The organism is Flavobacterium notoginsengisoli, from assembly GCF_014207905.1.
In the GTDB taxonomy this organism is placed as follows: Bacteria; Bacteroidota; Bacteroidia; order Flavobacteriales; family Flavobacteriaceae; genus Flavobacterium; species Flavobacterium notoginsengisoli_A.
Map to the genome: position 1 here is coordinate 1399974 of NZ_JACHLB010000001.1, position 12915 is coordinate 1412888.

At 34.2% G+C, this 12915-nt stretch carries 13 protein-coding genes; 5 read left to right on the forward strand and 8 right to left on the reverse strand.

Translation table 11 applies throughout. The features are described 5' to 3' along the window. Positions 1-34 precede the first annotated feature (34 nt). Together galE and HNP35_RS05980 are read left to right on the forward strand one after the other, a co-directional pair. Positions 35-1051: a UDP-glucose 4-epimerase GalE gene (galE, locus tag HNP35_RS05975; RefSeq protein ID WP_184157753.1), complete on the forward strand. Its 1017-nt coding sequence runs from the start codon at positions 35-37 to the stop codon at positions 1049-1051. Between the two features lie 79 nt (positions 1052-1130). Then, positions 1131-2036, forward strand: coding sequence for a DMT family transporter (locus HNP35_RS05980; protein WP_184157752.1), 906 nt, complete (start codon positions 1131-1133; stop codon positions 2034-2036). Between the two features lie 228 nt (positions 2037-2264). Here the strand turns inward: HNP35_RS05980 and fabD are convergent, their stop codons facing one another. Further along, positions 2265-3137, reverse strand: coding sequence for an ACP S-malonyltransferase (fabD, locus tag HNP35_RS05985; protein ID WP_091492475.1), 873 nt, complete (start codon positions 3135-3137; stop codon positions 2265-2267). Between the two features lie 72 nt (positions 3138-3209). Beyond that, on the reverse strand, positions 3210-3572 hold the full coding sequence (locus HNP35_RS05990) for a DUF983 domain-containing protein (protein ID WP_184157751.1): 363 nt from the start codon (positions 3570-3572) through the stop codon (positions 3210-3212). Between the two features lie 130 nt (positions 3573-3702). On the opposite strand from HNP35_RS05990, the gene HNP35_RS05995 reads away from it, so the two are divergent. Beyond that, positions 3703-4566: a helix-turn-helix domain-containing protein gene (locus HNP35_RS05995; RefSeq protein WP_184157750.1), complete on the forward strand. Its 864-nt coding sequence runs from the start codon at positions 3703-3705 to the stop codon at positions 4564-4566. A 267-nt stretch (positions 4567-4833) separates the two neighbouring features. Here the strand turns inward: HNP35_RS05995 and HNP35_RS06000 are convergent, their stop codons facing one another. The 4 genes from HNP35_RS06000 to HNP35_RS06015 all read right to left on the reverse strand — a co-directional run bounded on the left by HNP35_RS06000 (position 4834) and on the right by HNP35_RS06015 (position 8705). After that, positions 4834-5367: a YceI family protein gene (locus HNP35_RS06000; RefSeq protein ID WP_184157749.1), complete on the reverse strand. Its 534-nt coding sequence runs from the start codon at positions 5365-5367 to the stop codon at positions 4834-4836. 261 nt (positions 5368-5628) lie between these two features. Further along, positions 5629-6345, reverse strand: coding sequence for a pirin family protein (locus tag HNP35_RS06005; RefSeq protein WP_184157748.1), 717 nt, complete (start codon positions 6343-6345; stop codon positions 5629-5631). A gap of 512 nt (positions 6346-6857) precedes the next feature. Next, on the reverse strand, positions 6858-7196 hold the full coding sequence (locus HNP35_RS06010; protein WP_246453340.1) for a hypothetical protein: 339 nt from the start codon (positions 7194-7196) through the stop codon (positions 6858-6860). 27 nt (positions 7197-7223) lie between these two features. Continuing rightward, positions 7224-8705: a helix-turn-helix domain-containing protein gene (locus tag HNP35_RS06015; RefSeq protein ID WP_184159689.1), complete on the reverse strand. Its 1482-nt coding sequence runs from the start codon at positions 8703-8705 to the stop codon at positions 7224-7226. A 208-nt stretch (positions 8706-8913) separates the two neighbouring features. Here HNP35_RS06015 and aceB point away from each other — a divergent pair, with 208 nt between their 5' ends. Both aceB and aceA read left to right on the forward strand, forming a co-directional pair. After that, a complete protein-coding gene (gene aceB / locus HNP35_RS06020; RefSeq protein WP_184157746.1) occupies positions 8914-10515 on the forward strand; it encodes a malate synthase A in 1602 nt (533 codons plus the stop codon). A gap of 143 nt (positions 10516-10658) precedes the next feature. Next, positions 10659-11939, forward strand: coding sequence for an isocitrate lyase (gene aceA, locus HNP35_RS06025; protein WP_184157745.1), 1281 nt, complete (start codon positions 10659-10661; stop codon positions 11937-11939). Positions 11940-12019: 80 nt separating this feature from the next. Here aceA and HNP35_RS06030 read toward each other — a convergent pair whose 3' ends face one another. Together HNP35_RS06030 and HNP35_RS06035 are read right to left on the reverse strand one after the other, a co-directional pair. Continuing rightward, positions 12020-12595, reverse strand: coding sequence for a Crp/Fnr family transcriptional regulator (locus HNP35_RS06030; protein ID WP_184157744.1), 576 nt, complete (start codon positions 12593-12595; stop codon positions 12020-12022). Beyond that, positions 12595-12915 (reverse strand): DUF6370 family protein, encoded by a 321-nt coding sequence (locus tag HNP35_RS06035; protein ID WP_184157743.1) that lies wholly within the window; start codon positions 12913-12915, stop codon positions 12595-12597. Before HNP35_RS06035 ends, HNP35_RS06030 begins: the two co-directional genes overlap by 1 nt.

Sequence of the window (12915 nt, forward strand, 5' to 3'; positions counted from 1 at the left end):
TAAACTAAATAACCACAAGAAAAACAACCACAAAATGAAAGTATTAGTAACAGGAGGATTAGGATTTATTGGATCTCACACGGTAGTCGAATTGCAAAATGAAGGCTTCGAAGTAGTGATCATTGATAATCTTTCGAACTCTTCAGAAGATGTTTTAAAAGGAATTACTGCGATTACAGGAAAAACGCCTCTATTCGAAAAAATTGATTTAAGAGAAAAAAGTGCCGTTCAGGATTTCTTTAAAAAACATAATGATGTTACAGGAGTAATTCATTTTGCGGCTTCAAAAGCTGTTGGTGAAAGTGTTGAGCAGCCTTTGTTGTATTATGAAAACAACATTAGCAGTTTAGTTTATCTTTTACAGGAATTACAACAAAAATCTGAAGCAAGTTTTATTTTCAGTTCTTCATGTACGGTTTACGGTCAAGCCGAAAAAATGCCCATTACAGAAGATGCTCCGGTTCAAACCGCAATGTCTCCTTACGGAAATACCAAACAAATTGGAGAAGAAATCATTACCGATACTGCAAAAGTTACCAATATCAGTGCTATTTTATTGCGTTACTTTAATCCGGTTGGAGCGCACGAATCTGTCGAGATTGGAGAATTGCCTTTAGGAGTTCCTCAAAATTTAGTTCCGTTTATTACACAAACTGGAGTAGGATTACGTCAGGAGTTATCTGTTTTTGGAAACGATTATCCAACGCCAGATGGAACAGCTGTTCGCGATTATATTCATGTTGTAGATTTAGCGAAAGCGCACGTAATTGCATTACAACGTTTGTTGAATAAGAAAAATTTAGCAAAAGTAGAAACCTTCAATTTAGGAACAGGAAAAGGAAGTTCTGTTTTGGAAGTCATTCATAGTTTTGAAAAAGTAAGCGATAAAAAATTGCCGTACGTCATTAAGCCACGTCGTGAAGGTGATATTACGGAAGCATACGCAAATACTGATAAGGCAAATAATGTTTTAGGGTGGAAGGCTGAACTAAGTTTAGACGAAGCTATGGCAAGTGCTTGGAAATGGGAACAAAAAGTGAGGAACAAATAGTTTTTCAGATAAAATTATAAAATTTTAAGGTCCCAGATTATAGCAATATAGTTTGGGACTTTTTTTTAATGGCATTTTTATGAAACAAAATTTAGATTATAAATTAATATTTGCTCTTGCAGCTGTTGGGATTGTTTGGGGTACAACGTTTTTGGGAATTAGGGTTGCGGTTGAAACGATTCCGCCTTGGTTTGTAACTTCAATTCGTCAGGGATTGGCGGGATTGATTATGATGACAATTTTATTGTTCAAAAAAGAATTGAAATGGATTGGCTGGGGGAATTTTAGACAACAGCTCATTGCTTCTGTTTTAATGCTCGTGATTGCAAATGGTTTTACCACAATTGCAGAGCAGAATATCCCAAGTGGATTAGCATCTGTAATAAATGCGCTGACTCCAATTCTTATTTTCTTGGGCAGTATTATGTTTGGATTACAAAAAATGAGTTTAAAGGGATTTGTAGGTGTGATTATTGGGTTTTCCGGTGTAGTTTTTATTTTTAAAGATGGACTAAGTTCGTTTTTAGATGTTAATTATAGAACAGGAATGATGTTTATGGGGTTTGCCATTTTAGCTTGGGCAGCAGGAACAATTTATACCAAAACGCATGCTAATAAATCGAAAAATATAACGCTCAATTTGTTTTACCAATTTACAATCGCATCTTGTATTCAGTTGGTTTTGGCGTCTATTTTTTCTCCAAATCCGGATTTTAATTCCTGGAGTTCTAAAAGTATTTTTGCGGCATTATATTTATCTGTTTTTGGTTCAGTGATTGCTTTCTTTTGTTATAATTATGCATTAAAGCATGTTACAGCGGTTCAGGTTTCAATTCTATCGTATATCAATACAATAATTGCTGTTTTCTTAGGCTGGTTGCTTTTAGATGAGGTAATTACAGTCGATTTTATTATTGCGACAGCGCTTATTATTCTTGGAGTTTTTATTGTAAATTATAAGAAGAAGGAAAAGAAAGCTTTGTAATATGAGCGTTCAAAAGTACTATTTTTTGTGTTTTTTTTTCTTTAGTTTGTCATTTCGACGAAGGAGAAATCTTCGCAAGTAGCTCGACAAAGTTTGTGGACTTTCTATGTAGAGTTTCTCGCGAAGATTTCTCCTTCGTCGAAATGACAAAAAGCTCTGAAAAATAGATTTTTCAGAGCTTTTTTGTATAGTTTTTAACTGAAAACTGCGACCGTGACTGAATACTAATTAAGCATTCGCCGTAGCAGCTTCTTTATCAATTTTATTAATCAAACCAGTTAAAACTTTTCCAGGACCAACTTCAGTAAATAAAGTAGCACCGTCAGCAATCATTTGTTGTACAGATTGCGTCCATTTTACAGGAGCAGTCAATTGAATGATTAAGTTCTTTTTAATTTCAGCAGCATCAGAAACAGCATTTGCTGTAACGTTTTGATATACTGGACAGCTCGGAGTAGAGAAAGTAGTTGCTTCAATTGCAGCAGCCAATTCTTCTCTTGCAGGTTCCATCATTGGAGAGTGGAAAGCACCTCCAACAGGTAAAATTAAAGCACGTTTTGCTCCTGCTGCTTTCATAGCTTCGCAAGCTTTTTCAACAGCTGAAGTTTCTCCTGAAATTACTAATTGTCCAGGACAGTTATAGTTTGCAGCAACCACAACACCATCGATAGAAGCGCAAACTTCTTCCACAACATTATCAGCTAAACCTAAAACCGCTGCCATTGTAGATGGAGTGATTTCGCAGGCTTTTTGCATTGCTAAAGCACGTTGAGAAACTAATTTTAAACCATCTTCAAAAGATAAAGTTCCGTTAGCAACCAAAGCTGAAAATTCTCCTAATGAATGTCCTGCAACCATTTCTGGTTTGAAATCCTCTAAAGTTTTAGCTAAAATAACAGAATGTAAAAATACTGCTGGCTGAGTAACTTTAGTTTCTTTTAGTTCTTCGGCAGTACCTTCAAACATAATATCTGTAATTCTGAAACCTAATATTTCATTAGCTTTTTCGAATAATTCTTTGGCTAAAGCCGAATTTTCATAAAGGTCTTTACCCATTCCTGTGAATTGCGCACCTTGACCTGGAAATACGTATGCTTTCATTTGTCTAATTTAATTTTTACTTTTTTTAAAATTGAAAATTAGTTTCAATTGGTGCGCAAAAGTACTATTTTTTTAGTTTGTATAATCTTTAAACATATAAATCCATGCTAATCTTGAAAAACGGAGATTAAAAGGAGTCAATAAAGTAATCACAACAGCAATGATGGGAAGAATTCGCAAATCGAAATTTTTCTCAAAGAAAAACTGTGCAATACAATACGTTGCAATTCCCTGAGCCACGGTTAATCCGTAGTTTACGTACATGGCACCAAAGAAATAACCAGGCTCTTTTTGGAATTTGTAATGGCAATGACTACAGTATTCGTTCATTTTTGGAAAACTGAAATTCAGAAAAATATTTTTATCTGTAAATACTTTTCCTTTATGACAAACAGGACATTCGTTTTTTAAAATATGAGTTAATGCGTGTGACATAATCTTGCTATTTTTTGTTTATACAAAGGTAAATCAGAGCTTTGTAAAACTCTTTTTTATATCTTCGCTTATTATAGCACAATAAAGACATTTTTAATTTAAATTTCAAAGGTTAAATCCCAAATCCCAAATGAAAAGATACCCCATTTATAGCGTTCAGAATTTTAGTTGTAACGATATTCACAGGGATTTTTATGTGAATACTTTTAAAGAACATTTAAAAAGTCACAGTTTTGTAGAAGAACCGCATCGGCACGATTCTTATTTAATGGTATTTTTTACAAAAGGCTCCGGATTACATGAAGTCGATTTTGACCAATTTGAAATAAAGAGAGGAAGTCTTTTTGTTTTACAGCCAGGACAAATGCATCATTGGAGTTTGTCTGAAGATATTGAAGGTTTTGTAATTATCTTTTCGCAGGAATTATACAATTTGTATTTCGGACAGAAAAAAATCAACGATTATAATTTTTACAACTCCATACATAATAGGCCAGAAATGGTTTTTGAAGAAAAAGAAATTCCAAAAATTCTTCCGTATTTCGATCTGTTGATTCAGGAAAATAGTCAGGACAATAAATTTCAATTAGATAAATTGTTGAATTTACTGGATTGTATTCATATTGAAGTTTCGAGAAAATATGGCGAAACCTATTCTCATCAAACCCATTCGTACAATATTAAAATCAATAAATTCGAATCACTTTTAGAAGAATATTTTAGAACCCAAAAACTACCTTCGTTCTACGCCGAAAAATTAAATATTACATTAAAACATCTAAACAGAATCTGCAATGAAATCCTTCAAAAAACGGCGACAGAAGTAATTACAGACCGAGTAATTTTGGAAATAAAAAGAATGTTAATCGATAAACAATTAGCTGTAAACGAAGTAGCATTCAAAGTCGGCTACGAAGATTATTCCTATTTCTCCCGATTCTTCAAAAAACAAACAGGAATGTCGCCTACAGAATTTAGAAATACTGTACGTTGATTTTTTTTATAGCCACGAATTCACGAATTATTTTTATTAATCGTTTGCTATTTTTTTGGTTTCACGCAGATTTAGCAGATTTGTGCAGATTAAAATAAATTTGCGCAAATCTGCTAAAATCATTTTAAATCTGCGTGAAATAAAAAATAATTTGTGAATTACTTCGTCCGTTCGCTATCCCTCGGGTCGTGGCGGAAAAAACAAAAAACCCTGCGTCCTCACGCAGGGTTTTCAATAACCAACCAATTAAATCTAAAACCAAATAGATTAGGCTTGTTTTACAAATTGTAATTCAATGTTCAAACGAACTTCTTCTCCTACTAAAACGCCTCCAGTTTCAAGAGCTGAGTTCCAGTTTAAACCCCAATCTTTACGATTAATTTTACCTTCTATACTTAAACCTACTTTTGTATTTCCCCAAGGATCAGTCATGATTCCGCTAAACTCAACTGGGAATTTTACTGTTTTAGAAACACCTTTAATGTCTAAATCTCCAGTTAATTCATATTCTCCATCATTAATTTTTTTGAAAGAAGAAGATTTGAAAGTTAATTTTGGATGATTCTCAGCGTCAAAGAAATCACCGCTTCTTAAATGTCCGTCACGATCTGCGTTTGCAGTGTCGATTGAAGCGATATCAGCGGAAAAACTGAAATCTGCATTTTCAAAACTTTCTCCTTCTGTGATTGCAGAAGCATCATAAGTTCCAAATTTTCCTGAAACATTAGTAAACATCATGTGTTTAACTTTAAAACCAATTTCTGAGTGAGTTGGGTCAATTGACCATTTTGTAGTTGCCATAATTTTATTTTTTAATATTTTAAATAATTTAATTTGTTTCATTTTGATAGGACAAAGTTACGGTGACAGTTGTCCTGAAGCACTTAACCTAGATTAAGAAATGAAAAATTTGAATTTTTTGTAAAACAGACTTTAAATTATAAATTTAAGTTTTCTTTTTCTGCTAAATGTAAAGTTTAAGTAAAAAAAGAAACGATAACAATCTGATTTACAGATTTATTATCGTTTCAAGGTACAGGTATTTAATTGTTTTTGTTTGAATTAATAATTCATTGGAACATCCATCAATAAAAATTCAGCATCTGTATTCGCTTTAATATTTAAAAGATCAGTTCCTGAAATTCCAACCGCATCACGAGAATTCAATTCCTGACCGTTGATCGTTACATTTCCCTTTAAAACGAAAGCATAAACTCCGTTTCCTTCTTTTTTGATTTTATATTCAGTAGTAACTCCAGAATCAAAATTCCCCATATTGAACCAAGCGTCTTGGTGAATCCAAACTCCTTCATCATCTGCATTTGGAGATAGAACCTGAGATAATTTATTGTGTCTGTCAGCAACATTCAAAGTAATTTGCTGATAACGTGGCGTAACATTTCTTTTGTTTGGAAACAACCAAATCTGTAACAGTTTAGTCTGCTGATCTGCATTCGGGTTAAACTCGCTATGCTGAATTCCGGTTCCGGCACTCATTACCTGAATGTCTCCGTTTTTAATTACTTCCGTATTTCCCATGCTATCTTTGTGAGCCAAATCTCCTTCTAACGGAATCGTAATAATTTCCATGTTATCGTGAGGGTGAGTTCCAAACCCCATTCCGGCGGCAATCGTATCGTCATTTAAAACACGAAGCGCTCCAAACTGAATTCTGTCTGGATTGTACCAACTTGCAAAACTAAAACTATGATAAGCGTTCAACCATCCGTGATTTGCATTTCCTCTTGTGTCTGCTTTGTGCAATATTATATTTTCCATGATTTTGTCTTTTATTGATTTTGATAGTACAAAGTTACAGTCAACATAGATGAAAAGCACTTAATCTAGGTTAAGAAAAGATTTTTGTAAGGTACAAAGGTTCAGAGTTGCAGAGGTATAAAGGTTTTTTTCAGGAGCAGAAGTGTAGTTTTCAAAAGACGTTTAGTCCCGCTATCCGTTTCAATCTTTTATGCTGAACCCCAGCATAAAAGGATTTCCACTTCTATCGGGGCTAGATTAGAAGTTTCATTTTCAGAAGTTGCGTTTTGTAAGTAAAGTATAATCGTATAGTTTGTCATTTCGACGAAGGAGAAATCTTCGCAAGTAGCTCGATAAAGATTGGAAATTAGAAAATTTTCAAGACAAAGTAATCACACAGTTTTGTCATTCCGAGGAACGAGGAATCTTCGCAAGTAACTCCGCGTAGCATGTCGCCAATCTTTGTAGAGCTTCTCACGAAGATTTCTCGTTCCTCGGAATGACAAGATTGTGTCGAATAATAAAAAAATAAACTATTTAATTCTAACCAATTTCCCTTTTCCAACTACTACATCAAGATAATTCGCAACAGGACTTTGTTTATCATGCATAAAAAAAGGAATCGTATCTTTTGTAATTTGATCTTTAGGAATGCTAATAATCAAATCAGTATTAATGAAGTTATCCAGCAATATTGAATTGCCATATGAAATTTTTCCTTTCGGCAGATATTTGTTATCAAACTTAAAAATACTATCAGTAAAAGTAATTTTATCTTTCAGGATATAAGTGCCTTCGTCTTCAATTAAATAATTGTAACGGCCAGTTAGTTTGTCTGTTTTCTGGTTGAAGTTGATAAAAAACAGTGTCATTATTAAAGCAAAATATTTCATAAGATTCTAACTGTATTGATTGATAAACTGCTGCACGACCAAATCTGTATTCTCGTGACGTTTTTTTCTTTCTAAAACAACGGGAGGAGCAGCTCTTTCTAAACAATCCTGAACGGCACAGGTTTCGCAAGTTACACCAACAATTCTTTTGACCAAAGGTTTTCCTTCAATGAACTTGAATTTCTTTTTCATTGTTGGATTTATCAAAATCCCGACAGAAATACTTCGAATAGTATCATGCAAAAAAGGATCTTTGGTTGCTGACGAAAATACTAAATATTCATTACCGCTGTTAGCGTAGCTAGAAATTTGAGCATCAAAAAAGTGAGATTTATTTTGTTTGATGGCTTCGTCTATCGTTTTTACCGAAACCCATCTTCTGCAATAATGTTCGTTGGTTTCATTGGCGTGCGGTTCCTGCTGATGCGTAATGTGTAATTCTTTATTTATCTGATAAAAATCGGAACCTATTTTATGTGATAATCTTAGGAAAAATAAGTTTTTCAGCTGAAAATCTTTTGGCAATAAATTGGTCAATCGCTGATAAAAAGATTCAGGCGAAACCTCAAAACTTTCAATTAACTGAACAAATTCTTCCGGTTTCGGATTTTCATTTTCCAAAAAAGAATTGATTTTATCGACAACTAATTTTCTTGGTAAAATTAAAGCGCCTGCAAAATAAGAAGCGTAAAAATTATTCAAAACCTGGTCAAAATTATCAAACTTAATCCAGCTGAAAGTCAGCAGACGGTCGGAAATTTTTAAATAATTATAAGCAATTTCTTTGGCTAAAATAAAAGCTTTCTGTGGATCATCGAGTTCTGTAGAAAGCAGTAAAGTCTTGCTTTTCGGGACATAAATTGAACGTAAATCGCCCAATGCTTCCTGATCTTTAAAAGCAATTTCCTTAATAATGTATTCGTATTCTTCTTTTAAAATGGCTTCTAGTTCCTCAATACTTATTTTAGAATCCAAATTAATCTGAAATGACTTCGAAAATGAAATCACTTTTTCTTCTAAATCTTCAAAATAATTGCTGTGCGCTTCCTGATAAGAACGCAAAGAAGCCAAAAAGAAGCTTTCACGGCTTAAGTTATAATGTTGGGCAATTTCAAAAATGGTACTGATAAATGCATTGACTTTTGCTGGAGCATTGGCAATAATATCAATTAAATCAGCTTCCTGAATTCCGAAAAGCTCTAACGGAATCTCTTTTAAAATTCCGGATTTCAAAATTTCTCCAATTGGAGCCAGATTGTTATCGAGTTTTAGCGACACCATTTGATCGTAAGTCACGTCCAGATGTTCGCATAAAAGAAGGATTTTATCTGTTTTTGGATATTTTTTTCCCTTTTCAATCTCGTTTAAGTACGATTTTGAAAGATTGGTCAATTTGGCTAAACCAAAAAGCGAAAGATTTTTTTGAATTCTAACCTGCTTCAGTTTTAGCCCAAATATCAGCTTTATATAGTCTTTTTCGATATCCATAATACCAAATGTAATCGATTTAAAAATAATCGCCAAAAAAATATTTTTAAATTTTAGCGAACGTTCGCTATTTTTCTCAAAAACTTTTTGTAACATTGTGGTGTAAAACTTATTAGCTATTAAATTGTTAGATGAATTTTGCTTTTTTAATGCAAGTCGAACTCAAAAACAATTGAATGGCTGGTTAATAAAAAAATAAACCACAGCTATGAAAAACCAAACTGAAATTATGGAAACGGCAATGGAATTTTTAGCCGAAAAAAAGCTTCGTTATCCAAAAATATGGACAGAAGAGGCGATTGTTTTTATAACCGAATTACACCGAAAATTCGAATCACAGCGTAAACTGCTTCTTTTGCAGCGCGAACAAAAACAAGTCACTTTTGATCAAGGAATCATGCCGGTTTTTATTCCAGAAACCAAAAGTATCAGAGAAGGAAACTGGACAGCTGGCGAAATTCCGAAAGACTTATTAGACCGAAGAGTTGAAATTACTGGGCCAGTTGATCGCAAGATGATTATCAATGCTTTGAATTCGGGAGCCAAAACTTTTATGGCCGATTTTGAAGACAGCACTTCTCCAACCTGGCAAAATTTAATGGACGGACAAGTAAATTTAATTGATGCAGTAAACAAAACCATCACGTTTACAGATTTGGTAAAACAAAAGTCTTATCATTTAAATGAAAAAATCGCAACACTTATTGTTCGTCCAAGAGGTTTGCATTTGCCGGAAAAACATCTTTTGGTTGAAGGAAATGAAGTTTCAGGTTCTTTAGTAGATTTTGGTTTGTACGTGTTTCATAATCATAAAAAACTTTTAGAAAACAATTCTGGACCGTATTTCTACATTCCGAAATTGGAACATTATCTGGAAGCACGATGGTGGAATAACGTAATTGATTTTACAGAAGATTATCTAAATCTGAAACGAGGAACGATAAAAGTGACGGTTTTAATTGAGACTATAACGGCGAGTTTTCAGTTAGATGAAATCATTTATGAATTAAAAGAACATATCGTTGGCCTGAACTGCGGACGTTGGGATTATATTTTTTCTTACATCAAAAAGTTTAGAAAAAATCCAAAATTCATCGTTCCGGATCGTGATCAGGTAAATATGACTTCGCCATTTATGAATGCGTATTCGAATTTGGTAATCCAAAGATGTCATAAAAGAGGAATTCACGCTATCGGCGGAATGGCCGCACAGATTCCGATTAAGAATAATGAAGAAGCTAATGCCATTGCTTTCGCAAAAGTAAAAACCGATAAAGAACGGGAAGTGCGAAACGGTCACGACGGAACTTGGGTTGCGCATCCCGATTTGGTTGCAATAGCAAAAGAGATTTTTGATAAAGGAATGCCAACGTCAAATCAGATTCATGTAAAAAGAGAAAATCGAAGAATCACAGAAGCCGATTTAATCGAACCACCAATTGGATTAATCACAGAAAACGGCGTTCGAAAAAACATTAATGTTGCCATTTTATACTTGGCTTCATGGCTGAACGGGCAAGGCGCAGCAGCGCTTCATAATTTGATGGAAGACGCGGCAACAGCAGAAATTTCAAGATCACAATTATGGCAATGGCTTCAAAACAAAGTGATTTTGGATAATGGCAGAAAATTAGATTTGGCTTATTATCATGAATTGGCTTTAGATGAATGCAGAAAAATCAAGGAAGAATTAGGAGCTGAAAATCATGAAAAACAGCAATTTCCATTAGCAGAAAAAATGCTAGAAAGATTAGTAGTAAACCTGCACTTTGTAGATTTCCTAACGATTCCTTGCTATAAATATTTATAAAAGAATTGATTTGAATTCCTGCAAGGTTTTAAAAACCTTGTAGGTATTTTAATCAAGAACGCAAATACCTACAAGGTCAAAAAAAGACCTTGCAGGAAATCACACAACACGATTACTTACTAACCAACTTAACTATATCATTTATGAAAACAACAGAAGACAGAATTCAGGAATTGATTAACGATTGGATTACGAACCCGAGATGGAAAGGCGTTGAGCGTCCTTATACTGCGAGTGAAGTAGTAACGCTTCAAGGGTCATATAAAATTGAGCATTCTATTGCGAAAATGGGGGCTGAAAAATTATGGAGAAAGTTAAAAAGTCAGGATTATGTTGCGGGTTTGGGGGCTTTGACAGGAAATCAGGCGATTCAGGAAGTGGATGCGGGTTTAGAAGCGATTTATTTAAGTGGCTGGCAGGTTGCAGCCGATGCAAATCTGGCAGGAGAAATGTATCCTGATCAATCGCTTTATCCTGTAAATAGCGTTCCAATGGTGGTAAAAAAGATCAACAACGCTTTATTGCGCGCTGATCAAATTCAGATTGTAAATAAAATTGAAGATAAAAAAGATTACTTGGTTCCGATTGTTGCTGATGCCGAAGCAGGTTTTGGAGGAAACTTAAATGCTTTCGAATTAATGAAATCAATGATAGAAGCTGGAGCTTCTGGAGTTCATTTTGAAGATCAATTAAGTTCTGCTAAAAAGTGTGGCCACTTGGGTGGAAAAGTTTTAGTTCCAACTCAGGAAGCAATAAATAAATTGATTGCTGCAAGATTGGCTTCAGATGTTATGGGAGTTTCAACTTTGATTGTTGCGAGAACAGATGCTGATGCTGCAAATTTATTAACCAGCGATGCAGATCCAAGAGACAGAAAATTCCTGACTGGAGAAAAAACAAGTGAAGGTTTTTTCTATGTAAAAAACGGAATCGAACAAGGAATTGCAAGAGGATTGAGCTATGCGCCTTATGCCGATTTAATTTGGATGGAAACCAGTAATCCGGATTTAGATTACGCAAGAAAGTTTGCAAAAGCCATGAAAAAAGAATTTCCAGATAAAATGTTAGCGTATAATTGTTCGCCGTCTTTCAATTGGGCAGCGAAACTAACTGTTGCCGAAATGGAAACGTTTAGAGAAGATTTGGCTGCAATGGGTTATAAATTCCAGTTCATTACTTTGGCAGGATTCCATGCTTTAAATACGAGTATGTTCGAATTGTCTAAAGCTTACAAAGAACGCGGAATGGCTGGTTATTCTGAATTACAGGAAAGAGAATTCGCTTTACAGCAAAACGGATTCAGAGCGGTAAAACATCAAGCTTTTGTTGGAACTTCTTATTTTGATGCGGTTCAAAACACCGTTATGTTAGGGAAATCAGCTATAACAGCAATGGAGCATTCTACTGAGGTTGAGCAATTTTAATTTTTTTTCCGCCACGAATTCCCGAATTTTTATTCTCAAAGATTATAAAATAATAATTCGGGAATTCGTGGCGGAAAACTTTATTTTTTCAAAAGACGAGCTTTCATTTTGCTGAAAAATTCAGGTGTTACACCAATGAAAGAAGCGATTTGTTTTTGAGGAACTTTGTGAACCAATGTTCCGTATTTTTTAGTGAATTTCTCAAAACGTTCTTCAGCAGGTAAACTTAAATTGTCCATTAATCGCTGTTGATTTGCTACTAAAGAATTTTCAATCAAAATTCTGAAAAAGCGTTCCAATTTTGGAATTTCAAGATACAATTGTTCCTGATTTTCTTTGGATAAAGAAACAACTTCAGCTTCTTCCAAAACCTCAATAAAAAGCTGACCTGGTTTTTGCGAAAAAAAACTGTACATGTCGCTCATCCACCAGCCTTCACAGGCAAATGAAAGCACATGTTCAACAATATTATCGTTGATATTGAAACTTCTCAAAATACCTGAGTTTACAAAATAAGAATGTTTGCAGACTTCGCCAGCGTTTAGTAAAAGTGTTTTGGCCTTGTAAGTGTTGGTTTCTAATTTGGATAAAAAAAGTTCTTGTTCTTCTGGAGTCAGAGAAACGTGTTTAGCAATGTTTTCTAATATTAATGCCATTATTTTTTATCGTCGATTAAAGTGAATGAAGTAGCGATAAATCGGTTTCCTTTGATTTCTCCAGTAACAGAAGCTTTTCTGATAGCGTTGCAGAAACCGTCTTCTGCGTGGGCATCACCATGTTCGTCAATTTTTGTTCCATCAACGAAATATGATTTTCCGTCAATACGAACGGCTAAATCACAGCTTTTGCCTTTCATTCCAAATTTACATTCGCCACAAGAAGCTTCAACGATTGTTGGTTTGTCAAATTTCTTTTTGTCTTGTGCTTGCGCTGAAATCCCAATAAATAGGAAAATCATAAATATAAGTTTTTTCAT

What these genes read in the sequence shown, in the direction of transcription:
- HNP35_RS06005 (WP_184157748.1), bottom strand. Translation starts at nt 6,345, where the DNA reads ATGGAAAATATAATATTGCACAAAGCAGACACAAGAGGAAATGCAAAT.
- fabD (WP_091492475.1), bottom strand. Translation starts at nt 3,137, where the DNA reads ATGAAAGCATACGTATTTCCAGGTCAAGGTGCGCAATTCACAGGAATG.
- HNP35_RS05990 (WP_184157751.1), bottom strand. Translation starts at nt 3,572, where the DNA reads ATGTCACACGCATTAACTCATATTTTAAAAAACGAATGTCCTGTTTGT.
- galE (WP_184157753.1), top strand. Translation starts at nt 35, where the DNA reads ATGAAAGTATTAGTAACAGGAGGATTAGGATTTATTGGATCTCACACG.
- HNP35_RS06015 (WP_184159689.1), bottom strand. Translation starts at nt 8,705, where the DNA reads ATGGATATCGAAAAAGACTATATAAAGCTGATATTTGGGCTAAAACTG.
- aceB (WP_184157746.1), top strand. Translation starts at nt 8,914, where the DNA reads ATGAAAAACCAAACTGAAATTATGGAAACGGCAATGGAATTTTTAGCC.
- HNP35_RS05995 (WP_184157750.1), top strand. Translation starts at nt 3,703, where the DNA reads ATGAAAAGATACCCCATTTATAGCGTTCAGAATTTTAGTTGTAACGAT.
- HNP35_RS06035 (WP_184157743.1), bottom strand. Translation starts at nt 12,915, where the DNA reads ATGAAAAAACTTATATTTATGATTTTCCTATTTATTGGGATTTCAGCG.
- HNP35_RS06030 (WP_184157744.1), bottom strand. Translation starts at nt 12,595, where the DNA reads ATGGCATTAATATTAGAAAACATTGCTAAACACGTTTCTCTGACTCCA.
- HNP35_RS05980 (WP_184157752.1), top strand. Translation starts at nt 1,131, where the DNA reads ATGAAACAAAATTTAGATTATAAATTAATATTTGCTCTTGCAGCTGTT.
- HNP35_RS06000 (WP_184157749.1), bottom strand. Translation starts at nt 5,367, where the DNA reads ATGGCAACTACAAAATGGTCAATTGACCCAACTCACTCAGAAATTGGT.
- aceA (WP_184157745.1), top strand. Translation starts at nt 10,659, where the DNA reads ATGAAAACAACAGAAGACAGAATTCAGGAATTGATTAACGATTGGATT.
- HNP35_RS06010 (WP_246453340.1), bottom strand. Translation starts at nt 7,196, where the DNA reads ATGACACTGTTTTTTATCAACTTCAACCAGAAAACAGACAAACTAACT.